The sequence below is a fragment of the Bradyrhizobium sp. AUGA SZCCT0176 genome (assembly GCF_018130145.1).
Taxonomy (GTDB): Bacteria; Pseudomonadota; Alphaproteobacteria; order Rhizobiales; family Xanthobacteraceae; genus Bradyrhizobium.
Window position 1 is genome coordinate 61,528 of sequence record NZ_JAFCMB010000007.1, and the last position, 24,635, is coordinate 86,162.

26 protein-coding genes and 1 pseudogene are annotated in these 24,635 nt (G+C 62.9%); 13 read left to right on the plus strand and 14 right to left on the minus strand.

Annotated elements, in window-relative coordinates; translation table 11 throughout:
• Nucleotides 1-103: 103 nt before the first annotated feature.
• Nucleotides 104-265, plus strand: a pseudogene (locus tag JQ600_RS18405) (JAB domain-containing protein); the annotation flags it as partial.
• 49 nt (nt 266-314) lie between these two features.
• On the opposite strand, the gene JQ600_RS18410 reads toward JQ600_RS18405, so the two are convergent.
• Both JQ600_RS18410 and JQ600_RS18415 read right to left on the minus strand, forming a co-directional pair.
• A complete protein-coding gene (locus tag JQ600_RS18410; RefSeq protein WP_212386653.1) occupies nt 315-2,246 on the minus strand; it encodes a serine hydrolase in 1,932 nt (643 codons plus the stop codon).
• Between the two features lie 112 nt (nt 2,247-2,358).
• On the minus strand, nt 2,359-3,504 hold the full coding sequence (locus tag JQ600_RS18415) for a helix-turn-helix domain-containing protein (RefSeq protein WP_212386652.1): 1,146 nt from the start codon (nt 3,502-3,504) through the stop codon (nt 2,359-2,361).
• Between the two features lie 264 nt (nt 3,505-3,768).
• Here JQ600_RS18415 and JQ600_RS18420 point away from each other — a divergent pair, with 264 nt between their 5' ends.
• Both JQ600_RS18420 and JQ600_RS18425 read left to right on the plus strand, forming a co-directional pair.
• Nucleotides 3,769-4,878: a hypothetical protein gene (locus tag JQ600_RS18420; RefSeq protein ID WP_212386650.1), complete on the plus strand. Its 1,110-nt coding sequence runs from the start codon at nt 3,769-3,771 to the stop codon at nt 4,876-4,878.
• 104 nt (nt 4,879-4,982) lie between these two features.
• Nucleotides 4,983-6,425 carry a serine hydrolase gene (locus JQ600_RS18425; RefSeq protein WP_212386648.1) on the plus strand — a complete coding sequence of 481 codons (1,443 nt, stop codon included), beginning with the start codon at nt 4,983-4,985 and terminating at the stop codon, nt 6,423-6,425.
• Between the two features lie 77 nt (nt 6,426-6,502).
• Here the strand turns inward: JQ600_RS18425 and JQ600_RS18430 are convergent, their stop codons facing one another.
• Nucleotides 6,503-7,396, minus strand: a complete 894-nt coding sequence (locus tag JQ600_RS18430; protein WP_212386647.1) for a helix-turn-helix transcriptional regulator — start codon at nt 7,394-7,396, stop codon at nt 6,503-6,505.
• 95 nt (nt 7,397-7,491) lie between these two features.
• Here JQ600_RS18430 and JQ600_RS18435 point away from each other — a divergent pair, with 95 nt between their 5' ends.
• The 5 genes from JQ600_RS18435 to JQ600_RS18455 are packed head-to-tail and all read left to right on the plus strand — an operon-like array spanning nt 7,492 to nt 11,086.
• A complete protein-coding gene (locus tag JQ600_RS18435) occupies nt 7,492-8,184 on the plus strand; it encodes an ABC transporter permease (protein ID WP_212386646.1) in 693 nt (230 codons plus the stop codon).
• A 2-nt stretch (nt 8,185-8,186) separates the two neighbouring features.
• Complete coding sequence (locus tag JQ600_RS18440) at nt 8,187-8,909, plus strand: ABC transporter ATP-binding protein (RefSeq protein ID WP_212386739.1); 723 nt, start codon at nt 8,187-8,189, stop codon at nt 8,907-8,909.
• 22 nt (nt 8,910-8,931) lie between these two features.
• The gene (locus JQ600_RS18445) at nt 8,932-9,759 is read left to right on the plus strand and encodes an extracellular solute-binding protein (protein ID WP_212386644.1); all 828 of its coding nucleotides are present in this window, start codon (nt 8,932-8,934) and stop codon (nt 9,757-9,759) included.
• Nucleotides 9,759-10,565 carry a molybdate ABC transporter substrate-binding protein gene (locus tag JQ600_RS18450; RefSeq protein WP_283814672.1) on the plus strand — a complete coding sequence of 269 codons (807 nt, stop codon included), beginning with the start codon at nt 9,759-9,761 and terminating at the stop codon, nt 10,563-10,565. The genes JQ600_RS18445 and JQ600_RS18450 overlap by 1 nt, the downstream gene beginning before the upstream one ends.
• 14 nt (nt 10,566-10,579) lie before the next feature.
• A complete protein-coding gene (locus JQ600_RS18455) occupies nt 10,580-11,086 on the plus strand; it encodes a hypothetical protein (RefSeq protein ID WP_212386640.1) in 507 nt (168 codons plus the stop codon).
• A gap of 61 nt (nt 11,087-11,147) precedes the next feature.
• Here JQ600_RS18455 and JQ600_RS18460 read toward each other — a convergent pair whose 3' ends face one another.
• Nucleotides 11,148-12,701: a serine hydrolase gene (locus JQ600_RS18460; protein ID WP_212490020.1), complete on the minus strand. Its 1,554-nt coding sequence runs from the start codon at nt 12,699-12,701 to the stop codon at nt 11,148-11,150.
• A gap of 186 nt (nt 12,702-12,887) precedes the next feature.
• On the opposite strand from JQ600_RS18460, the gene JQ600_RS18465 reads away from it, so the two are divergent.
• From JQ600_RS18465 to JQ600_RS18480, 4 genes are all read left to right on the plus strand, one after another.
• Entirely contained in the window at nt 12,888-13,856 is a 969-nt protein-coding gene (locus tag JQ600_RS18465; RefSeq protein WP_212386637.1) for a LysR family transcriptional regulator, read from the plus strand.
• A 100-nt stretch (nt 13,857-13,956) separates the two neighbouring features.
• Nucleotides 13,957-14,667 (plus strand): SDR family NAD(P)-dependent oxidoreductase, encoded by a 711-nt coding sequence (locus JQ600_RS18470; RefSeq protein WP_212386634.1) that lies wholly within the window; start codon nt 13,957-13,959, stop codon nt 14,665-14,667.
• Between the two features lie 35 nt (nt 14,668-14,702).
• On the plus strand, nt 14,703-14,951 hold the full coding sequence (locus JQ600_RS18475) for a 4-oxalocrotonate tautomerase family protein (RefSeq protein WP_212386633.1): 249 nt from the start codon (nt 14,703-14,705) through the stop codon (nt 14,949-14,951).
• A gap of 43 nt (nt 14,952-14,994) precedes the next feature.
• Nucleotides 14,995-15,468, plus strand: a complete 474-nt coding sequence (locus JQ600_RS18480) for an antibiotic biosynthesis monooxygenase family protein (protein ID WP_312010906.1) — start codon at nt 14,995-14,997, stop codon at nt 15,466-15,468.
• A 2-nt stretch (nt 15,469-15,470) separates the two neighbouring features.
• Here JQ600_RS18480 and JQ600_RS18485 read toward each other — a convergent pair whose 3' ends face one another.
• The 10 genes from JQ600_RS18485 to JQ600_RS18530 all read right to left on the minus strand — a co-directional run bounded on the left by JQ600_RS18485 (nt 15,471) and on the right by JQ600_RS18530 (nt 23,342).
• Nucleotides 15,471-16,742 (minus strand): RNA polymerase sigma factor, encoded by a 1,272-nt coding sequence (locus tag JQ600_RS18485; protein WP_212386735.1) that lies wholly within the window; start codon nt 16,740-16,742, stop codon nt 15,471-15,473.
• A gap of 31 nt (nt 16,743-16,773) precedes the next feature.
• Nucleotides 16,774-17,166: a YciI family protein gene (locus tag JQ600_RS18490; protein ID WP_212386632.1), complete on the minus strand. Its 393-nt coding sequence runs from the start codon at nt 17,164-17,166 to the stop codon at nt 16,774-16,776.
• Nucleotides 17,167-17,238: 72 nt separating this feature from the next.
• The gene (locus JQ600_RS18495) at nt 17,239-17,610 is read right to left on the minus strand and encodes a YciI family protein (protein ID WP_192739251.1); all 372 of its coding nucleotides are present in this window, start codon (nt 17,608-17,610) and stop codon (nt 17,239-17,241) included.
• Nucleotides 17,611-17,780: 170 nt separating this feature from the next.
• Nucleotides 17,781-18,185, minus strand: coding sequence for a hypothetical protein (locus JQ600_RS18500; protein WP_212490021.1), 405 nt, complete (start codon nt 18,183-18,185; stop codon nt 17,781-17,783).
• The gene (locus tag JQ600_RS18505; RefSeq protein WP_212490022.1) at nt 18,169-18,846 is read right to left on the minus strand and encodes a hypothetical protein; all 678 of its coding nucleotides are present in this window, start codon (nt 18,844-18,846) and stop codon (nt 18,169-18,171) included. The genes JQ600_RS18500 and JQ600_RS18505 overlap by 17 nt, the downstream gene beginning before the upstream one ends.
• Nucleotides 18,847-19,023: 177 nt before the next feature.
• Nucleotides 19,024-19,743 (minus strand): AprI/Inh family metalloprotease inhibitor, encoded by a 720-nt coding sequence (locus tag JQ600_RS18510; RefSeq protein ID WP_212386630.1) that lies wholly within the window; start codon nt 19,741-19,743, stop codon nt 19,024-19,026.
• Nucleotides 19,743-20,732, minus strand: coding sequence for a 2-hydroxyacid dehydrogenase (locus JQ600_RS18515; RefSeq protein ID WP_212386629.1), 990 nt, complete (start codon nt 20,730-20,732; stop codon nt 19,743-19,745). Before JQ600_RS18515 ends, JQ600_RS18510 begins: the two co-directional genes overlap by 1 nt.
• The gene (locus JQ600_RS18520) at nt 20,732-21,520 is read right to left on the minus strand and encodes an ABC transporter permease (RefSeq protein ID WP_192739255.1); all 789 of its coding nucleotides are present in this window, start codon (nt 21,518-21,520) and stop codon (nt 20,732-20,734) included. The genes JQ600_RS18515 and JQ600_RS18520 overlap by 1 nt, the downstream gene beginning before the upstream one ends.
• A complete protein-coding gene (locus JQ600_RS18525; protein ID WP_212386627.1) occupies nt 21,517-22,317 on the minus strand; it encodes an ABC transporter ATP-binding protein in 801 nt (266 codons plus the stop codon). The genes JQ600_RS18520 and JQ600_RS18525 overlap by 4 nt, the downstream gene beginning before the upstream one ends.
• A 5-nt stretch (nt 22,318-22,322) precedes the next feature.
• Nucleotides 22,323-23,342 carry an ABC transporter substrate-binding protein gene (locus JQ600_RS18530; protein WP_212386626.1) on the minus strand — a complete coding sequence of 340 codons (1,020 nt, stop codon included), beginning with the start codon at nt 23,340-23,342 and terminating at the stop codon, nt 22,323-22,325.
• Between the two features lie 135 nt (nt 23,343-23,477).
• Here JQ600_RS18530 and JQ600_RS18535 point away from each other — a divergent pair, with 135 nt between their 5' ends.
• Nucleotides 23,478-24,299, plus strand: coding sequence for a creatininase family protein (locus JQ600_RS18535; RefSeq protein ID WP_212386624.1), 822 nt, complete (start codon nt 23,478-23,480; stop codon nt 24,297-24,299).
• The last annotated feature ends 336 nt before the right edge of the window (nt 24,300-24,635 follow it).

A 24,635-nucleotide genomic window follows, 5' to 3' on the forward strand; every position in this document is an offset into this window, starting at 1 on the left:
TCACGAGCCGTCACCGCTAACCGTCCCCTATTCGCGCCCCCTACCGTCTCTGCTTGTGCGAAAATGATCGTACATTCAATAACATGTTCGGAGCAGTAATTTCATGCACAACCACCCCTCCGGCGATCCGACACCCTCGCAGGCGGACATCCAGATGACCAAGGCAATCGTCGACATCGCCGCCCCGCTCGGCATCTCCGTGCACGACCACATCATCGTGGGCAAGAACGGACACTCGAGCTTGAAGGGGATGCGGCTGATCTGAGCCCGCAAGCTCGCGGCGATGCGTCATGTCGTCAGCTCGCAGTGTGACCCTATTGGGCGGGCGCGCCGCGTTGCTCCCATGGTCCCGGATTGAGAACCGCGCCGCTAACTTTGCCGGCGGCGTCTCTGACGAAGGCGATCCGCGTATGATCGCCACTCTCGACCTGGAATTCATCCTTTGAACGGACCGCCACCGGCGTCGCATGGCCCTTGTCGAAATCAAGGATCGACCAGGTGCCGGTCGCTTCAACCACAAGCTTGCCGCCCGCGACACGGACCTGGAGCTCGACACTGTGCGACGGCGCCGCCTCCCGGGCAAAGGCGATCACGAGTGGATCGGTCTCTTTCTGACGGATGATCTTGAGCTTGATCGGGGCGTTGAACGGACCCGAAATCCGTCGAAAAGCTGCTTCCAGGGCCAGGCCCTTGATCGACCGGTCGTCGATCGCGGTGATGAGATCTCCCGCCATCACGCCGGCTCTCGCGGCGGGGCCCCCATTGGCCGGTTTGATCACCCTCAGGCCATCCGTCTCAGCGACAACGGACTCAAGACCGGTCCAGCCGTAGCCATCGACGAGAAGCGAGGTCTGTTTGTCCAATGAACTTGCGGATCCGCCGAAGTCGTAGCGGCCGGCATATTCGGTAAGCTCGCGCGGATTCAATTGCGTTGACGCGGTGGGTGCGGAAACTTCCGGAACCTTCAACGCCGCATAGGGCAGACGGCGGATCGCGTTGAAATAGAATCCGTTTAGACTGTACTGCCGTCGCTGCATCATCATGACAAGGATCAGCTTCTGGGCCGGGTCGACCGAGAAAAACGTACCCCAGCTTCCCTGCCAGTTGTAGCTGCCGACCGCGCCCGGAATCCAACTGAAATCCGGGTTGGTGCGAACCGCGAAACCGTGCCCCCACCCCGTCCCAAACGCTGGACCGGCTTCGTGCCCCGCGAGGTGAATGTCCGGTGGCAGCGAATTTGTCGTCATCAGCCGGACCGTTTCGGGCTTCAGGATACGCGCGCCGTCGAGCTCGCCGCCATTGAGCAGCATCTGGCAGAAGCGCAGGAAGTCCGGCACCGTCGAAACGATCCCGCCACCACCCGAGAAGAACGTTTGCGGCTTGCCGACGTCGCCATCCGTCAGGGGTGCGGGCTGCGCGCCCGGCAGGGCGACGAGGCGGGAGAGTTTATCTTCCGGCACGTGGAAGCCGGTATCGACCATATGGAGCGGCGCGAACAGGCGGCTTTGCAGAAACTGGTCGAATGGCTGGCCCGACACGACTTCGATGACACGGCCGAGAACATCATATCCCAAAGAATATTCCCAGACTTCGCCAGGCTGGTGCACAAGCGGAAGAGTGCCGATACTCGCGACAAAGGGTGCGATCGTCTTGTCGCGCCGCATCGGCGCCTTGATGCCGTAAAGCGCATGTATCGCCGCATTGCCAAATCCGGGATCGGCATAGTCGGGGCTTGCATAGACAAGGCCGGACGTGTTGCGCAGGAGATCGCGGATGGTCATCGCCCGCCTGGCCGGTTCAAGCTCGATCATGGTTGCATCTCCGGTCGCCGGATCCTTCTTGACGACCTGCATATCCCTCAGCTCCGGCAAATATTGCGCCACGGGAGCATCAAGCTCGAGCTTGCCGTCATCGACCAGGATCATGGTGGCGACGCTGGTGATCTGCTTGGACATCGAGCCGATGCGGAAGATCGAATCCGGCCGCATCGGAATTTTCCTGTCGTGGTCCGCAAAGCCGGTGGGCTGCAGATAGGCGAGCTTGCCGCCGCGGGCAATCGCCACGACAAAACCGGAGGGATCGCCGTTTCTGGTCTGCGCCTCGAACCACGAGGTCATGCGCGCCAGGCGCCGCGCCGAAAAGCCTGTAGCGTCGGGATCGCCGACGGTCTGCAGATCGTCAGCAAGCGCCGTACCCACCAGACAGAGTGTGAGCGCGGCCACGCAGGATGCCTGGATGATTTTCATTGGGGAGCCTTTCAGACGATCCCAAACCGGGATTCCCATACTTCGCCCGGAGAGCCTGCCCGATCGTTTTGGTTCCTTCTCGCCAAATCCTGAAATGCGGTTAGCCGATTCCTCAGTCCGGCTTGCCGATTGCTGAACTGGCGCCCGCATTCAACGGGATCAATGCATTTCGCGCCATGGCAAGATGCCGGAATTCGGTTGGGGTCAGGTCGGTGGCGGCCTTGAAGGCCCGATTGAATGGCCCGATCGACTGGAAGCCGGTGTCCATCGCGATCGTCAAGACCGGTACTTCCTTTTGTCCGGGGTCGGCCAGCGCCGCCTTGGCTTCCTCGATCCGGTAGCGGTTGAGGAACGCATTGAAGTTGCGGTGACCCATGCCTTCATTGATGAGCTGCCGCAGCCGGTATTCCGGCACGGCAAGCTCGGCGGACAGCACGCCAATGGTCAACCCCTCGCGCCGATAGGCGCGATCGACCAGCATCAGTTGCTGCAGCCGGCGCAACAAGGCCGGCTCGACGACGGGAGGTTTGTCCTCCGCGTCAGATGCGACGGCGTTGATATCGCCGAGGATATCCGTCGCCGGGAGAGGCCGGGGGCCTTCCGGCATTCCGACCGCCCGTAACAGAAACCAGCCATAGAGGCCCATCAGCACGCAGAGGCCGAAAGCTTTACCGACGCTCGCTATCGACGCACCGGAAGCCAATGGCGACGGAAAAATGTTCAGTAATGTCACAATGGCGATATAGACCGACGCCCCGATCAGGACGACCAGCCGCTGCCGCCGCCGTCCTTCCACCATGTCCGCTGGCCATGTCGCAAGCGTCTGCGCCACGGCCAACAGAGCCAGGCCAAGAGACGCGACCTGCACCGCACGGTCGAGCGCCTGTCCGGGCATGGGCCACTCGATGGCCCCGCCGGCGACGAGCACTTCGGTGCCGGCCATCGCGACCCACAGGGCGCCATGCCAGCGCCGCAGCACGAAGTCGTCATCGAAGGCCGCACGCGCCCAAAGCCAGAACAAGACCGAGCTACCGGCCGTCAACGCCAGCAGAAACAGACTCCACCATTGCCAGGGCCGCGGAAAATTCGGCGCCGAACAGATTGCGGAAGCGGCGGCGCTGATCGCGACCGCCGCACCGAGGCGTGCGACCGTGCTGTCACGGAGATCCCGCAGCCCCACAGCCGCGATCAGCAACGCTAACCCCGCCGCCGCGCCACGAAGACCGAGGTCGATCGACAAGAGACCGCTGCTGCCCACGACCGAAAACACTCCGGATGATTTTCTCGATGCAACGCCTTACGCGCCCGACCGGTCTCGAGCGGCCCGACGGAACATGTTGCACGTCATCGTTCCATCCGCCAAGCGGTTGCGAAGCGAAAGATCGTGATCCAATATGACACGAACGGCCACCCGCCTCGTTTCCGGCGTCCATCAATTGCGTACGCGGGCCCTTGCCAGCCGTCGGGCCGCCTCTAAGCTTTGATGCGATTGCGACCGCCGCGATGGCGGCACGGGGGGCCGATGAACCAGGACGAGTTGCTCGCCCTGATCGACCAGATCTATGGCGCGGCGGCCGATATCGACCGCTGGCCCGTGGTGCTGCAGACCATCGCCGATGCTTTCGGCGCCGGCGACGCCTCGCTCAGCGCGGTCTCGCAGCGGGACGTCCCGTGGCTGGTGGCTCCCCGCACCGATCCGACGTTCCTGCAAAGCTATGGCGCGTACTACCACCCGCTCAATCTGTTCTGGCAGCGGGCGGCGAGCCTGCCGGTCGGGACTGTCGTCACCGACCGCATGGTGCTGCCAAAGGAGACGCTGCGTTCCAGCCCGTTCTTCAACGAATGGTCGCGGCCGCAAGGGTATCTCTCGGTGATGGGAGCAACGCTGCTGGCCGACGACGACTGGCGCGTCGAGTTCGTCGTTCCCGGCAGAGACGAATTCGGGCCGGCGCAGCTGAAGCTTTATGAGGCGATTGCGCCGCATTTGAAACGGGCGGTGCAGCTCAACCATCGCCTGCAGACCCTGGCGCTCGATCGCCATTATTCCTTCGCCGCGCTCGACAGCATCGGCCACGGCGTGCTCGTCGTCGATGCCCGGGCGCGCGTCCTGTTCGCCAACCGGGCCTGCGACAGCGCGTTCGCCGATGGCCTGCGCCTCGACGACGGCGTGCTTTGCGGCGCCTCCTCGGCGGAGACGGCCCGTCTGCATCTGGCGATTGCGGCCAGCGCGCAGGCCGGCGAGAGCGACATGCGCGACTCGGTTGGCATCTCGCGCGGTGAGTTCAAGAGCGCGCTTTCGCTGCTGGTCATTCCGCTGCGATTCGAGACCGAAGCGATCGCAAGACATAATCGGGCGGCGATCATTTTCATCACCGATCCGGACAATGCGGCGCTGCCGGACGACAAGCAATTGCAGAAGAAATTCGGGCTTACGCCGGCGGAAGTCGGGCTCATTCACGAATTAATCCAGGGCAGCAGCCTTCAGACCGCCGCGGGCCAGCTCGGTATCAAGATTGCGACGGCGCGGACCCATCTTCATCGCATCTTTGCGAAAACCGGCACGACGCGTCAGGCTGAACTGATGCGCCTGATGCTGACAAGGGAGCATTGGGCACGGCCCGGCAGGAACTAACCTGGAAGGGAAGTCTGGGTAGCCCTCACTTCGAGAAGTGCCAGGCGGTGCGATAACCGGTCGTTATGTAAATCTTGTCATGCCGACATTCGGAGGTTTGCCAGTTGAGTTCACTGTCTTCACACGTCGATGCCTTCGTTGCGGAAGTGAGAGAGCGTTGGGAGGTACCTGGCGTCGCGGTAGCGATAGTGCGGCGCGATGGGCCACTGCACGTGCATGCCTACGGCGTAAGTAGCGTCACCAGTTCCGCTCCCGCGGATGTCGATACGACCTTTGCGATCGGATCATGTTCAAAGGCTTTCACTTCCGGGTTGGCCGCAGCATTGGTAGATGCCGGTAAGATCGATTGGGACGATCCAATCCGGAAGTATCTGCCATCATTCCAGTTGTATGACCCCTGGATCAGCGACCGCGTAACGCTCCGGGATTTGTTGGCCAATCGGACAGGATTGTCGCGCGCAAGCGTTGGAGAATATGGGTCCGACCTGAGCCGTGCAGAGCTGTTGCATCAGGCCCGCTACATCCAGCCGATCGCCGGCTTTCGCGATCAGTTCACCTACTGCAATGTCGGTTACGCCGCTGCCGCCGAGGCCATGGCGCTGACGGCTGGTCATCCCTTTGATCATGTGATGGACGAATACCTTCGGAGGCCACTTGGGGTGACGCCCAGCACCGTCTCCGAAGTGCAGAGCACGGCAACCAGCAATGTTGCGGCCCCGCACTACAAGGTCGCCGGCAAGGTTCAGGTGGTCCCGCCCATGTCCACGGACAACCTGTCGGGAGCGATTGGCCAGGCTATGAGCGCGCGCGATGCAGCCAGATGGCTCGCGTTTCACCTTGATGAGGGGACGCGTCAAGACACCCGGCTCGTTTCTCCGCAACAGCTACGGGAAACGCACCTTTTGCAGGTTGCGCGCAGAGATCAAGCTGCGAACGACGGATATGGCTTTGGCTGGCATGTTCGCAACCGGCGCATCCAGCACGACGGAGCCGTTCGCGGATTTCGCACCAACATCTGGTGTGATCTGGCGGGCGGCCTCGGCATATTCGTCACGACCAATCTCGGTTCCGGCTTCGCTCAATTCGCGATCACCAATCGTATAATTCAAGCCATACGCGGAGAAGCCGTTACCGACTGGATCGCGCATTTTGACGAAATGGCAAAAGGCGAGTTGAACGAGCGTATCGCCCGCTTCGACAAGGAAAGATTCGAGGAGCCGGTTTCCACATCTCGTTGGAGGCTGGACGACTTCATTGGCAACTACCAGCACGAAGGTTTTGGTTCTCTGCATATCGAGCCGAGAAACGATCATCTGTGGTTTCGGATCGATGGATTGTCTGGCTTTGACGGGCCGCTGGTTCGCTATTCCGATTTGAGCTTCGAATACCAGGGTGATCGCGATGCCATGGCTTGGCCGGCAATAGCAGCCGCAGAGGTACCGCGGGGTGAACGCGCTCAGGTCCGGTTTCGTGCTGCCGAGAATGAAATCGACGGGCTTTGTTGGTCCGACTGGTTCGGCGACGCGAAGTTTATCAGGATCACATAGCATTCTCTCCACACCATAAATCGAGAGATGCTTTCGCTTACGCCGCGCTAATGAAACTCGATTTGTGAGTCCACGGCCTAATTCACCAACAAAACTTCGCCGACACGGTCGATGTCGTAGCCGGCAAGTTCTGTCGCATGCTCGCGGAACGCCGCCGACCGCAGGAAGCCGAACAGGCGCTGCGGCCCGGGCAGGAAGTAATCGCGCTGCCGCAGCACCAGATCGAAATTCTCCCATGTCAGCGGCAGGAATTCGAGCGCGGCGGCAAGCGCGACCGACCTTGTTGCGATCCCGCAATCGGCGCGGCCGGAGCGCACCGCCTGCGCGATGTCGGCTCCGGTCGGGCAAGCCGGCTTCAACAAAGTGAGATCATGCGCTGCAAGGCCGGCGCGGGCCAGCAAGGCGAGCAATAGCAATTGCGCGCCGGCGCCGAGCGGACGCTGCGCCATGCGCGCGCCGGACCGCGCGACCGAGGCGATGTCGCTCAGCCCGAGTGGATTGCCGGGGGCGACCAGGATGCCTTGCTCGCGCCGCGCAAACGAGATCACGACGGCATCGTGCAACCCCGGAGCGCCGGCAACGGTTGCGATGTTGACCTGCTCATCATCCTCACCATTTCCCTGGGCGTGCAAATGAATCGCCGCGGCCATCACCTCGCCGCGGGTCAGCCGCCGCAATCCTTCTTCGCTTCCTTCCGGCAGGCTCGCGAGGCCGCAGCGGCTCTCGCGCAGCGCCCATTCCAGCAGGGGATCATGACTGCCGCCAACGATCGGGGGCGCAGCGACGTGGCTGAGCGCGGCAGGCGCGATCAGGCCGGCCGTCACCCACCGGTCGAGCGCCGCGCGCGGAAACAGCCATCGGCCGGTCACCTTGGTGCACGGCACCGCGCCCTGCGCGACCAGTTCATAGAGCTTGCGTTCGGACAGCCGCAGGTAGGTCGCGGCCTCGTCAGTGGTGAGTAGATCGGCCATTACGAACCAGCATGAACATGCAGATATATGAATCTATTACGAAGTTTGACCATAATCGCGGCTTCTGCACAAGATGCGCAAAGGATGGATTTGGGATGATTGGCGATGCTTCTGCACTCCAGCTCGTGCTGACCGGTGACCCGGCGCTGCTGGCGATCGTGCGGCTATCGCTGATCGTGAGCCTTTCCGCCGTCGTCCTTGCCGCCCTTATTGGGATCCCGTTCGGCGCCGCGCTGGCACTGATCCAGTTTCCCGGCCGTCAGGCCGTCATCGTCGTGCTCAACGCGCTGATGGGCCTGCCGCCGGTGGTGGTCGGGCTGGCGGTTTTCCTGGCGCTGTCGCGTGCGGGTCCGCTCGGCTCATGGGGCCTGCTGTTCACGCCGAAGGCGATGATCATCGCACAAACGGTGCTGGTGGCCCCGATCATCGCGGCCCTCACGCGCCAGACCATCGAAGATCTGTGGCTCGAATACCGCGACGAACTCAACGCGATGAATGTCGGCCCGGTCGGCCGGGTAGCGACGCTGATCTGGGATGCGCGCTTCAGTCTCGTCACCGCATTGCTTGCCGGGTTTGGCCGGGCAGCAGCCGAGGTCGGCGCCATCATCATTGTCGGCGGCAATATCGACGGCTTCACCCGCACCATGACGACCGCAATCGCCCTGGAAACGTCCAAGGGCGACCTGCCGCTGGCCGTCGGACTCGGCATGGTGCTGATCGTGATCGTGATCGCGGTCAACGCGCTCGCCTGGACCGCCCGCCGCGCGGGCGAGCGAATGGCGGGGTGACCATGCGCGCGCCAGTTTCCGATGTGCCAATCAGCTTCGAGAACGTCACCGTCGCCGCCGGGGCGGTGACGATCCTCGATGGCATCAGCCTCACGCTGAACCCGGGGACGCCGACCATCCTGATCGGCCCGAACGGCTCCGGGAAGAGCACGCTGCTGCGCACGGCGATGGGACTGGTGCGGCCATCACAGGGGCGCGTGACGTGGGGCGGTCGGGAAAATGTCCCGCCGACGCGGCGTGCCATCGTGCTGCAGCGCCCGGCCATGCTGCGGCGTAGCGCAAGCGGCAATATCCGCTACGCCCTGCGCGCCTCGGGCGTCGGACGGACGGAGCAGCAAAGCCGGATCGATGAGCTGCTGGCACTGGTCGGCCTCGGACAACTGGCGGATCGTCCCGCGCGCCGGCTGTCGGGCGGCGAGCAGCAGCGGCTTGCGCTGGCGCGCGCGCTCGCCCGCGATCCCGCCATCCTTTTTCTGGACGAGCCGACCGCGAGCCTCGACCCCGCCGCCACCAAGGCGATCGAGGACATCGTCCACGCGGTGAGCCAGCGCGGCATCAAAATCGTCATGGCGACCCATGACCTCGGCGAAGCCCGGCGGCTGGCGGGCGACATCGTCATGCTTCACCGCGGCCGCGTGATCGAAACCGGTCCGGCGGCAGCGTTCTTCAACACACCACAAACCGGCGAAGCGAAAACGTTCATCGCCGGCGAACTGCTCGTTTGACTGATCTTTTGGAGGACATGAAATGTTTACTCGCCGCTTGCTGATGGCGATCGCCGTCAGCGTCGTTTTCGCTGGCTCCGCTTTCGCGCAGGACAAATCGATCCTGGTGGCGTCGACCACATCGACGCAGGATTCCGGCCTGTTCGGCCATCTGCTGCCGATGTTCAAGGCCAAGACGGGCATCGACGTCAAGGTGGTTGCACAGGGCACCGGCCAGGCGATCGATACCGGCCGCCGCGGCGACGCCGACGTGCTGTTCGTCCACGCCAAGGCGGCGGAAGAAAAATTCCTCAGCGAAGGCTTTGGCGTCAAGCGTTACCCTGTCATGTACAACGACTTCGTCCTGGTCGGCCCGAAAAGCGATCCTGCAGGCATCAAGGGGTCAAAGGACATCGTCGCCGCGTTCAAGACGCTCAAGGACAAGGGCATCGACTTCATTTCGCGCGGCGACAAGTCCGGCACGCACCAGGCCGAGCTCAATCTCTGGAAGGTCGCCGGCATCGACATCGCGACGGACAAAGGCCCCTGGTACAAGGAGATCGGCCAGGGCATGGGCGCCGCGCTCAACACCGCGGCGGCTTCAAACGCCTATGTGCTGACCGATCGCGCCACCTGGCTTTCGTTCAAGAACAAGGGCGAACTCGTCATCGAGGTCGAAGGCGACAAGCGGCTGTTCAACCAGTATGGCGTCATGCTGGTGAACCCGGCGAAGCATCCGACCGTCAAGAAGGATTTCGGCCAGCAATTCATCGACTGGCTGGTTTCGTCCGAGGGCCAGAAGGCGATCGCCGATTTCAAGATCAACGGCGAGCAGCTGTTCTATCCCAACGCCAGCGATCCGGGCGCCTGATGCGCATTCGCCCTTTTGCAAGCCTTGCGGTTCTCGCGTTGATGTCAGCACCAGCCATTGCGGAAGATCTGGTGCTGCTTCATGCCGCCGGCAGCCTGCGCGGCGCGCTGACCGACGTTGCGGCAAGTTTCGAGGCCGCAACTGGAACCAAGGTAAAGGCAAAATTCGGCGCATCCGGTTTGCTGAAGGACGAGATCGCCGGCGGCGCCAAGGCTGAAGTGTTCGCTTCCGCCAACATGGAACACCCACTTGCATTGGCGCTCGCCAAACGCAGCGGCCCGGTGGTGCTGTTCGCGCGCAACAAGCTGTGCGCGCTGGTGAGGCCAGGGCTCGCAGTCGAGCCCGCGACGCTGCTCGACCGGATGCTCGACGCCGAGATCAAGCTTGGCACCTCGACGCCGCGCGCCGACCCGTCAGGCGACTATGCCTGGGAGGTGTTTCGCAAGGCCGACAAGATCAAACCCGGCGCCGACGCCCTGCTCGACAAGAAAGCGCTGCAGCTCACCGGTGGCCCGACCAGCCCTCCGGCACCTCCGGACCGCACGATCTATGGCAATTTGCTCGCACAGGGCGCCGCCGACATCTTCCTGACCTATTGCACCGGCGCGCTGGCGGCGCAGAAGGAAAATCCGCAGCAGCAGATCGTCGGCCTTCCCGACGCGCTGGCGGTCGGCGCCGATTACGGACTGACCGTGATCAACGACGCGTCGGCGCCTGCCTACAAATTTGCGCTGTTCATTCTTTCGACCGAGGGCCAGCAGCTGCTCGCAAAGCACGGTTTTGCAGCGCCGGGCGCGGCACCATAGGGGATGGATTGAAGATGCGCCGTATCGGCCTGCTCGGCATCACGCTCCTTGCTCTGGTTGCACCCGCGAGCGCGGCTGACGACGGCTGCGAAAAATTCGCGTGGTCGCTGGCACGTGAACGCGCATGGTTTGCGGCATCCGACAAAGTGAGCGTCGCGTCCGGCGCAACGCTCGCCGCATTTCCGAAGGCCGCCATTGCGATTGGTCTGCAGCCGGCCGGTGAGGCCGTATTCGAAATGCCGCCGGAGCGGAAGCCGCGGATCGAGCGATGGTTTGGCGGCGCCGTTCGATTTCCGGCGACTGAGCGGCCAGGCATCTATCAGGTGACCCTCTCGGAGGACGCGTGGATCGACATCGTCCAGGACGGACGCTATGCACGCTCCGTCGGCAGCACCGGGCGAAGCGATTGCCCGGGATTGCGCAAGAGCCTGCGCCTGGAGCTTGGTGCCACCCCGTTCACGCTGCAGGTCAGCGGCGTCCCGTCGGATGCGATCGTCATCGCGATCAGCCCGAGCGAATAGTTTCTGCGCGGCGATATCGAGGCCTCGACCAAACGCCCGCCGCACAACAGACTTTGCCCGATTAGCCGCCAGCTTCGCGATCAGCGGAAACCTCGCGGCCGGCCCTGTCCCTGCCGCGAAGGTGAAGCCTGTCGCCGTCAAACGACAGGGTCCACTTCTGTAGCTCGTCCATTCCCACCGCCTGCCGCTCAATCTCAAACGTGGAGCCGTTCAACCACTTCCCCTTGGTTGCAAATACGCCGCCGACGATCGAGTCTGCCTTGCGATACAGACCATCAAGTCCAATCGGACCGATAAACCGGCGTGACGGCTGGCTCGGATCGGATGCGTATAACTCGAGGTCGTAGTGCGGGCTCGGATGAGTGAGGATCAGCGATATCGATTTCACGTTCAGCGCATTGGCCGAAAACTTGTAGGAGCGTCCCGAGACCGCGGCTGCGGTCCCCGGCGTTTCGCCAGTTTCCGTCGCCTTCTCGGTCGATATCTCGCGAATCTTGTCCGCGAGCCGATTCGAGGCGGTGGTGTCAGGGGGCAATGCCGTTTCGGATTTGACGGCGCCAGAAATCAGATCAGCCAGCCTGCCTAGCGGACAAAAGTCCCTGGCCGTCGTCACCGCGACGATATCAAGCCGGGGCAAAACCATGATGAGCTGGCAATGGTATCCGTTCGCCATGTAGACGTGCTTGTCGGGAAGCGCCCAGAACAAATTGGAGTACCGCAGATCCGGCGCTCTCGGCATATTCATGTTCACGGTGGCGTGGCTCACCTTGTCGATCCAGCCGGGTGGAAGCAGCGATTTGTCCTCCCATTGGCCGTTGCGCAAATACAGATAGCCAATCTTCGCCATGTCGCGCGGCAGCAAGGCCAGACCGTATCCGCCGGTCGAGTTACCCTGGGGATCACGCCACCAGTTCGAGACGGTGATTCCGAGCGGCCCGAACAGCTTGGCCTTCGCATAGTCCGCCGCGCTCATGCCGGTGAGCTTGGTGATGATGCCGGACAATAGGTGCGTGCCGCCGCTGTTGTAGTTGAAGGCCTCTCCCGGCGCGCTCGACATCGGACGATCGAGAATGAATTTGATCCAGTCCCGCTGGCGGCTCATTTCGATGACCGACTCCGGACGCCCGTCCAGCGGCTCCTTCCAGTCGATTCCCGATGTCATATCCAACAGGTGCTGAACCGTGATGGCTTTCTTTCTGTCGTCGGCATCTGCGACGCTGCGATCGCCAAAGAAATCCAGCACCGGATGGTCGAAGCTATCAAGCAGACCATCCTTGTGGGCAATCGCCGCCAGCGTCCCGACGACCGCCTTGGTCGAAGAGTTTATCCGGTGCGGAATGTCTGATGTATAGGGCGCGTAATAGGCATCCAGCACGATACGTCCATGCCGAACCAGCAGGAGGCTGTCGAGGCTGCGGGTTTTCCCGAAATCGAGCAGATTGGCGAGCGCCATCGAATCCATGCCCTGCTCTTCCGGCGTGGATGTTTGCCATTGCCGGGTTGGCCAGACGCCTTCTGCTTCCGCTTGCGCAAATGCTGCGGGGCCGCAGATCAGGGCCGCCAGAGCGAGCATGCCGAGCGCGGACCCTGAAACGGCAGATCGTATGTTTGGCATGAACGCCTCGCCGCTTGATTGTGGGCTCAAACTTGTGCGACCTGGGATCGGAATGTCAATCGCCGTTGCGCACCGCAACCGAGGTCGGCACCGGAGCTACATTTCGTCAGCCGGTTACCCACCTTGCCGATCTGCGGAAGAATGCCTATGACCGGACGGCCAGTGTTCCCCTCGGCGGAAGAACAAATGGACCGCATCGACGCGATGAAAGTCTTTGTCTCCGCCGTCGACGAGGGCAGCCTCGCCGGTGCCGGCAGACGCCTGCGCCGGTCACCGGCCGCCGTGAGCCGCGCGATCGCCTTCCTCGAGAACCATGTCGGGGCTGAACTGCTTCATCGCACCACGCGGTCGCTGAAGCTGAGCGAGGCCGGCGAGCGCTATGTCGTTGCGTGCCGCCGCGTTCTCGTCGAACTCGAGGAGGCCGATCTCGTCGCCGGCAGCGAGCGCTCGGCGCCACGCGGCACGCTGACCCTCACCGCGCCCATCATCACCGGTGAAGATATCCTGCGGTCGATTCTCGAAGCCTTCATGAACGAATATCAGGCGGTGTCGGCGCGACTCGTTCTTCTCGACCGGCCGGTGAATCTGATCGACGAGGGCATCGATGTTGCGCTTCGCATCGCGCATCTCGCCGATTCGAATTTCGTCGCAGTGCGTGTCGGCGAAGTTCGCCGCGTGATCGCGGCGTCACCGGGATATCTGGCGCGGCATCCCGTCATCCGCGAACCGGCCGACCTGGCAAAGCACCGGATTGTCGCCATCACCCATTTCGGGCTGGATTCCTGGAGCTTCCCGCCGCTGAAGGGATCCTCCGTTCCACGGGTGGTCCAGTTCGCGCCGCGGCTGGTCGTCAACACGGTTCGCGCGGCGATCGCCTCGGTGACGGAAGGGCACGGGGTCACGCGGCTGTTCTCCTATCACATCGCCGACGAAATCCGCGACGGCCGGCTGCAACTGCTGCTCGGCAAGGACGAACACCCGCCGCTGCCGGTTCATTTGCTGGCGCCGCAGGGGCGTTTGTCGGTACCGAAGGTGCGGGCCTTTGTCGATTTCGCCGCGCCGCGCCTGAAGCGGTATTTCACCCGGCTTTCGAACGAGGCCGACAAGAATGCCAGCGCCATTCGTTCGCGCAACGGAAGAGTGCCTTCCGAATAGCGGGCATTCGCACCGAAATCCGGAAGAACTAGCCTGATCTCAATCGGCGCCACACGGCCCGGCGGCAAACCTGCCGCTTCACAGAGATCAGGAGGCTACCATGGGTAAGGAACAGAAAGTCGTCATCATCACCGGCGCATCGCAGGGCATCGGCGCGGATCTGGTGAAGGGATATCGCGACCGCAACTACCGCGTCGTCGCCAATTCCCGTTCGATCAAGCCGTCCAGCGATCCGGATGTTCTGGCTGTGGCAGGCGACGTTTCCGATCCAGCGACCGCGCAGAAAATCGTGTCGCAGGCGCTGGAGCGCTTCGGCCGCATCGATTCCCTGGTCAACAATGCCGGCATTTTCATCGCCAAGCCTTTCACCGAGTACAGCGCGGAAGATTACGCATCGGTAATTGCAATCAATCTCGGCAGCTTCTTCCACCTCTCCAAGCTCGCCGCGGCCGAGATGCTGAAGCAGGGTTCGGGTCACATCGTGCAGATCACGACCAGCCTGGTCGATCATGCCAGCAGCAACGTTCCCTCGGTGCTGGCTTCGCTGACCAAGGGCGGATTGAACGCCGCCACCAAATCGCTCGCGATCGAGTACGCAAAGCGGGGCATCCGCGTCAACGCTGTCTCCCCCGGCGTCATCAAGACCCCGATGCACAAACCTGAAACGCATGAATTCCTGGCCAATCTGCATCCGGTCGGGCGCATGGGCGAAGCCAAGGACATCGTCGACGCCGTGCTGTTCCTGGAAGGCGCCGCCTTCGTCACCGGCGAAATCCTGCATGTCGATGGCGGCCAGAGCGCCGGTCACTGACAGCCATTCGGAACACTCCAGCAAGGACAATGAACATGCCCATCGTCACCATCCAGATCACCCGCGAAGGCACCGAACCCGGTGCCGACGCGGCCACAAGGGAAGAAAAAGCCGCGCTGATCAAAGGCGTCAGCCAGCTGCTGCTTGACGTGCTCAAGAAGCCGCTGGAATCGACCTTCGTCGTCATCGACGAAGTCGACACCGGAAATTGGGGTTGGGGCGGGCTTCCCGTGCTCGACTACCGAAAGAAGCGTGCGAGCGCGCGCACGGGCTCCGCAAGCTAGCGGGAAGGATGTTCGAACCGGCGGAGACGATGCCGTACTGTTGGTGATTGGCGCGGGGCGCTGTCGTCGCATCGAATCCTTTCGCGGGTTCCGCACGCCGTCCTCATACGACAATTCGATTGATGTCGAAGCATTGAGTCGCAACCCCTGCCATGATGATCGCAGTCGCCGGATCGAACCGGCGCTGCATTCACAGGAGAACAACATGGCAGCAATCGACAACGCCAACCAAAGCCTGGTCGTCACCGCGTTCTGGGAAGTCAATCCGGGCGAGGAAGCGGCGGTCGCGAATCTACTGAAAGACTTCCTGCCGCAGGCGCAGCGCGAGCCCGGCGTGAAGGAATTCCAGATCCATCAGAACCTGGCGGAGCCGCGCAAATATTTCTTCTATGAGGTGTTCGCTGGCGAAGCAGCGTTCGCCGATCATCAGCAAACGCCGCACTTCAAGAACATCATCCAGGGTCAGGCGATTCCAAAACTTGCGAAGCGTGAACGGTCGCAGTTCCGCTTCATCTAGGCTCAAGCCGGCGCGCCGCTGCCTGCTTCGACGGCGCGCCGCTTCAACAATTCCTGTTCGCGTTTGTTGCCGGCGAGCCTGGCAGCGGCCTCGAACGCGGCGCGCGCTTCTTCGAAGCGTCCGAGCTTGTGCAGGAGATCGCCGCGAACGCTCCCCAGCAAATGATAGGTCTTCAGCGCGGGTTCGCCCGCGAGACGGTCCACGATCACAAGCGCTGCCGCCGGCCCCTCGGCCATGCCGACCGCAACGGCGCGGTTGAGTTCGATGATGGGCGAGCGCACCAACGCGGCCAGTTCGGCGTAGAGTTCTGCAATGCGCGACCAGGGGGTTTCATTGGGCGCCGACGCCTGCGCGTGGCAGGCGATGATCGCCGCCTGCAGGGCATAGAAACCACCGGCGCCGCCGAGATCGCGCGCCCGCGCCAGCGCCAGCAGGCCGCGGCGAATCTGGAGTTGATCCCACAGTCCGCGGTTCTGGTCCATCAGCAGGATGGGATCGCCGGCCTGATCCGTCCGTGCGGCTGTGCGCGACCCGTTCAACTCCATCAGCGCCAGCAGGCCGTGCGCCTCGGATTCCTGCGGTGCGATCGAGGTGAGCACGCGCCCCATGCGCAGCGCATCGTTGCAAAGCTGCGGCCGCAGCCATTCGTCGCCGCGGGCCGCCGTATAGCCCTCGTTGAAGATGAGGTAGACGACCTCCAGCACGGAAGCGAGCCTTTCGGAAAGCTCCTCGCCGCGCGGGGTCTCGTAAGCGAGCCCGGATTCCGACAGCGTCCGCTTCGCGCGCACGATCCTTTGAGAAATGGTCGCCTCCGGCAGCAGGAAGGCGCGCGCGATCTCGTCCGTTGTCAGGCCGCAGATCATCCGCAGCGCCAGCGCGGCGCGGGCTTCGCGCGACAGGCGCGGATGGCAGGCCGTGAAGATCAGCCGCAGCAATTCATCGCCGATATCGTCGTCGAGCGCGCTGTCGAAATCGGGCATGGCCTGCTGTTCCTGCTCCATGTCCCGCGCCACGATCTCGTGCTTGCGGGTGAGCATCTGGCGGCGGCGCAGATGATCCAGCGCCCGCCGCTTAGCGATCGCCATCAGCCAGGCGCCGGGCTTTTCCGGAACGCCCGTGACAGGCCAGTGCTCGATCGCCGCCAGCAGCGCTTCCTGCGTCAGGTCCTCGGCCAGCGGCACGTCGCGCAGCATCCGCGACAGGCTGGTGAGCAGCCGCGGCTGCTCGATGCGCCAGACGGCGACGACGGTGCGATGGATGTCGGCGGCGGTCATCGCCGCCGACGCTGCTTGCACGGTGAGGGCCTCAAGAGGCGGCCCGCGCACTGACCGAGCAGGCCGCCTCCCAATCCGCCGTCACAAAAGCGCGGACTTCGCACGTGCCTTCCCAGCCCGGCATGTAGTCGCAGTGGACCTGCATGAACTCGACCGCCTTCTCGATCGCTTCCTGCTTGTCGCGGAGTTCGAAGATCGCATAGCCGCCGATCACCTCCTTGGCTTCCACGAACGGCCCGTCCACGACACCAAGCCTGCCGTCCGTGATCCGCACTTGCGCGCCCAATGTGCGCGGTTGTAGCGCACCGCTGGTGACCATACGGCCGGCCTTGATTTCGCGTTCGGCAAGCTTGTGCACGGCCGCCATCAATTCGGGCGTCGGCGGTGTGGGGTGGACAGGCGTAACGATATACATGAAGCGCATGTGAAGAACTCCCTTGTGAGGTAGCCACCGCTATCGCTGGTTAGCGGCGGCCGGGATGGCGAACAGCGATGATCAGGAACACTCGCCCGGCGCGCCATCGAAGAACGCGCGAATCTCGCAGGTCCCTTCCCAGCCCGGCATGTGATCGACGTGGAGCTGCATGAATTCCTTCGCCAGCGCCACCGCCTCTTCCTTGCTGCGCAGTTCTGATATCGCGTAGCCGCCGATCACCTCCTTGGCCTCCACGAACGGGCCATCGACTACGCTGAGCTTGCCGTCGGTGATGCGCACCTGCGCGCCCATCGCGAGCGGCATCAACCCGCCGGTGTCCAGCATGCGGCCGGCCTTGATTTCCCTGTCGGCGAGCTTGTTCATCGCCTCCATCATTGCTGCCGGCGGCTCTGCGGGCGGATGGGACGACATGACGATCGACATGAAGCGCATGAAAAACTCCTGTTTGAGGCGAGCCGCAGGCACCCAGCCCGCGGAACTGTCCCGCTATTTGAGACGACGAACGGGATTGCCGGGAATCGACAGGGGTTTTGACAATTTTTCGAGGGGACTAATGGACGCGTCGATCCGGGATCAGCGCAAGCCCGGCCATAATACCGGTCTCACCCGGTGCAAAACAGCCGGTTTCGATCTGCGCCGCCGCGCAAATAGGTCGTCAACGCCAGTATTTCCGGTTCGGTCAAATCCTGGCGCAAGGGGACGCCGGGGAATTCCCGCGCCATCATGGCCTTTGCCGCCTCGGGCTGCTCGCCCTTGATCACCACGGTGAGATATCTTGCAACCGCCTTGACCTCGCGCCGCTCCTGAACGGTCCTGGGCTGCGGCAGCTTTGCCAGCGAACCGACCATCAGGTTCTCGAGCGCGACCCCGGCAAGCCGGCGCTGGGCGGGATCGGGATCATCGACCATTGGGCGGTTCGCGTAGGTCAGTGCGGTCAAATAATAGTGCGCAGCGGCGATGTAGTCGCGGACCGCGGGCGGCATCGGCTTGTCATTGCGCAGCGGCATCAACCTGACGTCTCCGCCGGTGGCCGAAGCGAGATAGCAGCGCCAATGCGGAGAGATCGGACGCCATGAGGCCCGCGCGCAGCCGTCGCAATTTCTCGGGTGCAATCGTGACAAAGGCACGCGGCTCCTCGCCTGCGGTCCGACGCAACAAAAGCATGCCGTCGTCCACATCCAGCCGACCCTCGACCATCCAGGCACTGGTTGCGCTCACGCTGCGCGCGCGGATGATCGGATCGCCGCGCGGCGAGTCGATTCGGTTCGCGGCGGTACGGACGTCGCTGAAAAGGAGTTTGCTTCCGGACGCAAGGATCTGTTCCTTGCCGGTGGCGGGGGCCGAACCGGAAAGCGCGAGCCGTCCGGTAGCCACCAGCGGTGCATCGCTGCAGAGATTTTCCTTGGCGCAATAGCCGGGGTCGACACCATAGAATCCCATCATGCGGTTCTCGAACCGCCCGTCGCTCTCGATGATGAGAAGCTCCTCCATCGGCACGATGGTGCCGTCCCGCCACAGCGGCGGAAAGGCGACGTTGTCGACCGCGATCCACCAGCCCGCAAGGTGGGGCGGAACCGATGACTGCGCCGATGCCGATCCAGCGGCCGTCAAAACCAGCAGCGTAATGGGCGCCATCAACATGCGCCTGACATAGCGGAAGAGCGACATGACTGATCCCTATGGTTCCCGGCCCGCCGCAGTTCAGCTTCCACACGATTGGACCGCGTACGCGGGACCTGGCGACACCAATTGGTGATCGCTGTGGCTTGGTGGTTCGAAGAAAGGCGGCGACAGCGAAAAGGTTCCGCCGGACCCTCCTGTCGTCGGGACCGGCGCCGATGGTGCCTACTGGCCCCGGATCATGATCAGGGGATCGGCGCTGTCGGGCACCCGCCGCCATTGCGCATTGTCGTCGGCCTCGAACTGCCAGGTCTGGCCGCTGGCCGACATCAATATCATCCGGCCGTGATCGAGCCGCCACTGGTTAGGCGCGAACGCGGCCACCGCGGGATCGCAGCGCGGCTTCAAAAACACCTGGAAATTGTCGCCAGTCGCCTCGGTGTTGGTGAGGGTCAGGCCGCAGATGGCCTTGCCATTGCCGCGCACCATCGACCAGTCGCCGATCATCTGGTCCATGGATTTGGCGAGCGAGCGGGCGGCCGCCAGATTCTGCAGGATGTAGACGCCTTCGCCGGTCCGCAGCCCTTCGAAAATACCGCTCTCAACTTCGGTGAAATCGATCACCGGCTGGCCGGCGGCGTCCTGCATCCGCACGATATCGCCAAGGCCCTTGATATTCCAGGCGGTGATATCCTTGGTGAAGGGCAGCGCCGCCGCGCAGCCGGGCTCGAGCTCGAGCTTCAAGCCCTGCGGCGTCGCATCGCCCTTGAACGTGACGACGCAGGTCTTGCTGCGCTCGGTGGTCGCGAGCTCCCACTGGCCGACCATGTCCTTCTGCAGGTTTGGAGTCCCCTGCGACCGCGCCGGCGATCCAGGGTCAAGCAGAACGGCGAGCAGCGCCGATAACGCGGCGACTGCGACGCCCGGGCGGCAGCCAGCTTGCATCAGCGCCCCTTCACCGGTGTTTCCGGCACAGGCGTCAGCGGCGCCTTGCCGGCAAACCAGTTCTTGATGTTATCGACCACGAGCTGATCCATCGCATTGCGCGTTACCACCGAGGCTGAGCCGATATGTGGCAGCAGCACGACATTTTGCATGGCTTTCAGATCGTCCGGCACGCTCGGCTCGTTGGCAAACACGTCGAGCCCCGCCGCCAGGATCGTCCCCGACTTCAGCGCCGCGACCAGCGCCTCTTCGTCGACGACCGAGCCGCGCGCCACGTTGATCAATACACCGCGCGGCCCAAGCGCCTTGAGGACGTCGGCATTGATCATCTTCGCGGTAGAGGCGCCGCCCGGCACGATCACGATCAGCGTGTCGACCGCCTTCGCCATCTCCATCAGGTCGCCATAGTGCTTGTAAGAGACGGCCGATGACGGATTGCGCGAATGATAGGAGACCGGCACCAGCGAAGCCTCCAGCCGGCGGCCGATCGCCTGGCCGATGCGGCCCATGCCGACGATGCCGACCTTGCGGTCGCGCAACGAGCCGACGCTCAAGGGATAGTTCTGCGTCTGCCACAGGCCCGAGCGCAGATAGCGGTCGGCCTTGACGAATTCGCGCAAGGTCGAGATCAACAGCCCCATCGCGACGTCGGCGACCTCTTCGGTCAGCACGTCGGGCGTGTTGGTGACCACCACATTGTGTTCACGCGAATAGTTGCAATCGACGTGGTCGTAGCCAACGCCGAAGCTGGCGATGATCTCGAGCTTGGGAAAATGCGACAACGCCTTGGCGTCGGCCGGCACCGAATGATAGGTCACCGCCATGCCGCGGGTCTTGGCCAGCACGTCGGGCGTCAACCGTTCGAGATCCGCCCGGCTCTCCGCCTTGTGCAGTACATATTGGTCGGAAAAGCCGTTTTCGAGGATCGGCCTGATTGGCCCATAGACCAGCAAATCGATCTTTTCGGACGAAATATTCCCGGCAGCCATCAGTTTTCCTTTCGAAGCGCGCTTTCATGCCAGCGCCGCAGTACCAGATGCGAAATTAGCGCCAGCAGCCCATAGATGACAATCCCGGCGACGGAGAGCAACAGCAGAGCGGCGAACATTCGGGGAATGTTGAGACGGTAGCCGGACTCGGCAATACGGAACGCAAGGCCCGAGCCTGCTCCCGCCGTGCCGGCCGCGATTTCGGCGACCACTGCGCCAATCAGGGATAGTCCGCCTGCGATCCGCAATCCACCGAGAATATAGGGCAATGCTGCCGGCAATTTCAGGTACCGCAGCGTCTGCAGCCGCGACGCGCCATAGAGGCTGAACAGGCCGGCCAGATTGCGGTCGACCGAATTGAGCCCGAGCGTGGTGTTGGACAGCACCGGAAAGAAGGCGACGATCCAGGCGCAAACGATGACCGCGGTTTGTTGCTGCAGATAGATCAGCAGCAATGGTGCGATCGCGATCACAGGCGTGACCTGCAGGATCACCGCATAGGGAAACAGCGAATATTCCAGCCATTTCGATTGGTTGAACAACAGCGCCAGCGCAACGCCGCCGATGGCGGCGGCGATGAAGCCCTCCAGCGTGGTCAGCAAGGTGACGCCGAGGGATTCCGACAGCACCGGCCAGTCCGCGACCAGCGTCTGGAACACGGCTGATGGCCCCGGCAGCACATAGGGCTGGATGTCGTTGACGCGCACCACCAGTTCCCACAGCGCGATGCCGGCGGCAAGCACCACGACGGGTAGCAAAAAGCGAACAAAATCCCGTGAAGAACTCATACGCTTGTTGGCCCCGAATAGGAGGGCACCAGCGCCTGTGAGACCTCGCGGCAATAGGCGGCATAGCTGGCCGACATCCGGAAGTCCTCGACCCGCGGCTCCGGCGTGTCGATACGAAATTCGGCGCTGACGCGCCCGGGCCGTGACGACATCACGACCACGCGCTGCGACAGATACACCGACTCGAACACCGAATGGGTGACGAAGATGACCGTCATATTCAGCTTGCGCCACAGCTCCAAGAGATCGTTGTTGAGACGGAAGCGCGTGATCTCGTCGAGTGCGGCGAACGGCTCGTCCATCAGCAGGATATCCGGACGGGTGACCAGCGCCCGCGCCAGCGATACCCGCATCTTCATGCCGCCGGACAATTCGCGCGGGTATGCAGCGGCGAACTCCGACAGGGCCACCTGCGCCAGCGCCTCGCTGATCCGCCTGTCCGCTTCCGTCGGCGGCATGCCGGCAAGCTTCAGCGGCAGCCGGACATTGTCCCGCACGCTGGCCCACGGCATCAGGGTCGGCTCCTGAAACACAAAGCCGATGGCATGACCCGCGCGGGTTTCGTTCGCGGGTTGCGAAACGCCGACCACACCTGAACTCGGCGTCGTCAGTCCCGCAATCAGCCGCAAGGCGGTGGATTTGCCGCAACCGGAGGGACCAAGCAAGGAGACGAATTCGCCACGCTTGACGTCGAGGTCGAGCGGTCCAAGCGCGGCCACGCCGTTGTCATAGACCTTGGTGACGTCACCAAGGCGCACCGCCATCGCATCGGCTTCAGACAAAGCGGGTCCGGCCATCACGCCTAGTTCTTCGGCCGCAGATTGAGGCCGACGCCCTTGTTGATAAAGCGCAGCGTATAGGCCTGGCGGTAGTCGATATCGCGGCGGACCACGCCGGCGCGCACCATCTTGTCGAAGAAGCTGGCGACGCGCGCATCGGTCATGGCGCCGATGCCGTCCTTCAAGGTGTCGCCGGAATCGACGATGCCGTATTCCTTCATCTTGGCCGTGGAGTATTTCAAGAGTTCATCGGTCATTTCCGGATTGAGCTTCTTGATCATGGCATTGCCCGGCGTGTTGTCGCCGTAGAGATAGTTGTACCAGCCGATCATGGACGCATCGACGAAGCGCTGCACCAGGTCGGGCTTCTTGTCGACGATCTCGGTGCGGGTCTCGATCAGCGTCGAATAGGCGTTGAAGCCGTAATCGGCCAGCAGCACGACGTTCGGCTTGAAGCCGGCGGCTTTTTCGACCGCGTACGGTTCTGACGTGACATAGCCCTGCATCGCGCTTTGCTTGTTCACGATGAAAGGCTGTGAATTGAAGGTGTAGGGTTTGACCTTGCTCTCGCTAAAACCATATTCGGACTTCAGCCACTGGAAATAGCTTGCGACGCCTTCCTTCGACACCAGCAGCGTCAGCGGTTTGAGATCCTCCAGTTTTCCGATCTTGAATTCCGGATGGGTCAGAAAGACCTGCGGATCCTTCTGGAAGATGGCGGCGACCGCCACCAGCGGCACCTTGTTGGTGACCGCATCGAAGGATTGCAGCGTGTTCGCGCTCATGAAGAAGTCGAGCTTGCCGGCGATCAACAGCATGCGGTTGTTGCTGTTGGGGCCACCCGGCACGATGGTGACGTCAAGCCCGTAATTCTTGTAGGTGCCGTCGGCGACCGCCTGGAAGAAGCCGCCATGCTCGGCTTCGGCGACCCAGTTGGTTCCAAACGAGACCTTATCGAGGGTCTGCCCACGCGCAGGCACCAGCGCGGCCACCAGCGCCAACAGGGCTGCGGTTAACGTTCGCGGCAAAAAGGCCGGGTTCATGGTTGGACTCCGTCGATCATTCTGGCCCATGATAAGGAGGGTGTGGACGTGGATCACGCCCCCAAGGAGGGAGATATCGTCCCTGGTTGACTAACAAACTACCCTGCAAATCCATTCAAAGAAACGCTTGGCTCGATGACTTTGCCTGTTCCGCCCCGCAACTGGACCGACATCCACTGGCCCGAGATCGCAGCCAGCGGCCCCGAGCGCTGGATCGCGGTGCTGCCGCTGGCGGCAACCGAACAGCACGGCCCGCATTTGCCTGTCGGCACCGACGTCATGATCGGCGAGGCCTATCTGGCGCGGGTCCGCGAGTTACTGCCGGCGAGCGTTCCGGTCACGTTCCTGCCCGTGCAGCCGGTCGGGATTTCCACCGAACATGTCGACTATCCGGGCACGCTGACGCTACCCACTGAAGTCGCGCTGAAGAGCTGGATGGCGCTCGGCGAAAGCGTCGCGCGCGCCGGCGTCAGGAAGCTCGTGATGGTGACGAGCCATGGCGGCAACAGCGCGGCGATGACGCTGGTCGCGCAGGATTTGCGCGCGCAACATGGTTTGCTCGTGGTCACCACCAGCTGGTCACGGTTCGGCGTGCCGGACGGACTGTTCTCGGCGGAAGAACTGCGCCACGGCATCCATGGCGGCGCGATTGAGACCTCGATCATGCTGGCGCGATATCCGCAAACCGTGCGCCAGGAGGCGATCATGGATTTTCGGCCCACCAGTATCGCGATGGAAAAGGATCATCGCTGGCTTTCCACGCAGCGGCCCGCGCCATTCGCCTGGCAGGCGCAGGACCTGCACGGCAGCGGCGCCGTCGGGGACGCTACCCAGGCCTCCGCCGAAAAGGGCGAAAAGCTGCTCGATCACGGCGCCCGCGCGTTCTGCGAATTGCTCGGGGATGTCGATAAATTCGACGTGAAGCGGCTGGCGACCGGCCCGGATTACATCCTCTAAGCGGCTGTATTAACTGCAGAATCATCTTCAATCCGGATCCCGAAACTTCGTTCGAACCGGAATCGGGATGGCTCCGTCCAACTGGGTGCGGACCACGATGACCGCCTTACGGCTGCTCTCGTGGTTCCTGTGTCCGGCATGGCGCCTCATCCACCCTGTGCCGAACCCGACCCGCCCGGCTGTCCCCCCGGGCGGGTCACTTTTTTTGGGCCAACCATCCCTGCGCCACCGCTGTTGCAAAACTGTCATGTAGCAATGCCATCCAAGACGGACTCCATCGCCTTATTGTTGCGAATTATTTGCAACTGGGATTGGGGGTGTATGGTGCGTTTTCCC

What these genes read in the sequence shown, in the direction of transcription:
- JQ600_RS18410 (WP_212386653.1), bottom strand. Translation starts at nt 2,246, where the DNA reads ATGAAAATCATCCAGGCATCCTGCGTGGCCGCGCTCACACTCTGTCTG.
- JQ600_RS18420 (WP_212386650.1), top strand. Translation starts at nt 3,769, where the DNA reads ATGAACCAGGACGAGTTGCTCGCCCTGATCGACCAGATCTATGGCGCG.
- JQ600_RS18430 (WP_212386647.1), bottom strand. Translation starts at nt 7,396, where the DNA reads ATGGCCGATCTACTCACCACTGACGAGGCCGCGACCTACCTGCGGCTG.
- JQ600_RS18435 (WP_212386646.1), top strand. Translation starts at nt 7,492, where the DNA reads ATGATTGGCGATGCTTCTGCACTCCAGCTCGTGCTGACCGGTGACCCG.
- JQ600_RS18440 (WP_212386739.1), top strand. Translation starts at nt 8,187, where the DNA reads ATGCGCGCGCCAGTTTCCGATGTGCCAATCAGCTTCGAGAACGTCACC.
- JQ600_RS18445 (WP_212386644.1), top strand. Translation starts at nt 8,932, where the DNA reads ATGTTTACTCGCCGCTTGCTGATGGCGATCGCCGTCAGCGTCGTTTTC.
- JQ600_RS18450 (WP_283814672.1), top strand. Translation starts at nt 9,759, where the DNA reads ATGCGCATTCGCCCTTTTGCAAGCCTTGCGGTTCTCGCGTTGATGTCA.
- JQ600_RS18455 (WP_212386640.1), top strand. Translation starts at nt 10,580, where the DNA reads ATGCGCCGTATCGGCCTGCTCGGCATCACGCTCCTTGCTCTGGTTGCA.
- JQ600_RS18460 (WP_212490020.1), bottom strand. Translation starts at nt 12,701, where the DNA reads ATGCCAAACATACGATCTGCCGTTTCAGGGTCCGCGCTCGGCATGCTC.
- JQ600_RS18465 (WP_212386637.1), top strand. Translation starts at nt 12,888, where the DNA reads ATGGACCGCATCGACGCGATGAAAGTCTTTGTCTCCGCCGTCGACGAG.
- JQ600_RS18470 (WP_212386634.1), top strand. Translation starts at nt 13,957, where the DNA reads ATGGGTAAGGAACAGAAAGTCGTCATCATCACCGGCGCATCGCAGGGC.
- JQ600_RS18475 (WP_212386633.1), top strand. Translation starts at nt 14,703, where the DNA reads ATGCCCATCGTCACCATCCAGATCACCCGCGAAGGCACCGAACCCGGT.
- JQ600_RS18485 (WP_212386735.1), bottom strand. Translation starts at nt 16,742, where the DNA reads ATGACCGCCGCCGACATCCATCGCACCGTCGTCGCCGTCTGGCGCATC.
- JQ600_RS18490 (WP_212386632.1), bottom strand. Translation starts at nt 17,166, where the DNA reads ATGCGCTTCATGTATATCGTTACGCCTGTCCACCCCACACCGCCGACG.
- JQ600_RS18495 (WP_192739251.1), bottom strand. Translation starts at nt 17,610, where the DNA reads ATGCGCTTCATGTCGATCGTCATGTCGTCCCATCCGCCCGCAGAGCCG.
- JQ600_RS18500 (WP_212490021.1), bottom strand. Translation starts at nt 18,185, where the DNA reads ATGCCGCTGCGCAATGACAAGCCGATGCCGCCCGCGGTCCGCGACTAC.
- JQ600_RS18505 (WP_212490022.1), bottom strand. Translation starts at nt 18,846, where the DNA reads ATGTCGCTCTTCCGCTATGTCAGGCGCATGTTGATGGCGCCCATTACG.
- JQ600_RS18510 (WP_212386630.1), bottom strand. Translation starts at nt 19,743, where the DNA reads ATGCAAGCTGGCTGCCGCCCGGGCGTCGCAGTCGCCGCGTTATCGGCG.
- JQ600_RS18515 (WP_212386629.1), bottom strand. Translation starts at nt 20,732, where the DNA reads ATGGCTGCCGGGAATATTTCGTCCGAAAAGATCGATTTGCTGGTCTAT.
- JQ600_RS18520 (WP_192739255.1), bottom strand. Translation starts at nt 21,520, where the DNA reads ATGAGTTCTTCACGGGATTTTGTTCGCTTTTTGCTACCCGTCGTGGTG.
- JQ600_RS18525 (WP_212386627.1), bottom strand. Translation starts at nt 22,317, where the DNA reads ATGGCCGGACCCGCTTTGTCTGAAGCCGATGCGATGGCGGTGCGCCTT.
- JQ600_RS18530 (WP_212386626.1), bottom strand. Translation starts at nt 23,342, where the DNA reads ATGAACCCGGCCTTTTTGCCGCGAACGTTAACCGCAGCCCTGTTGGCG.
- JQ600_RS18535 (WP_212386624.1), top strand. Translation starts at nt 23,478, where the DNA reads ATGACTTTGCCTGTTCCGCCCCGCAACTGGACCGACATCCACTGGCCC.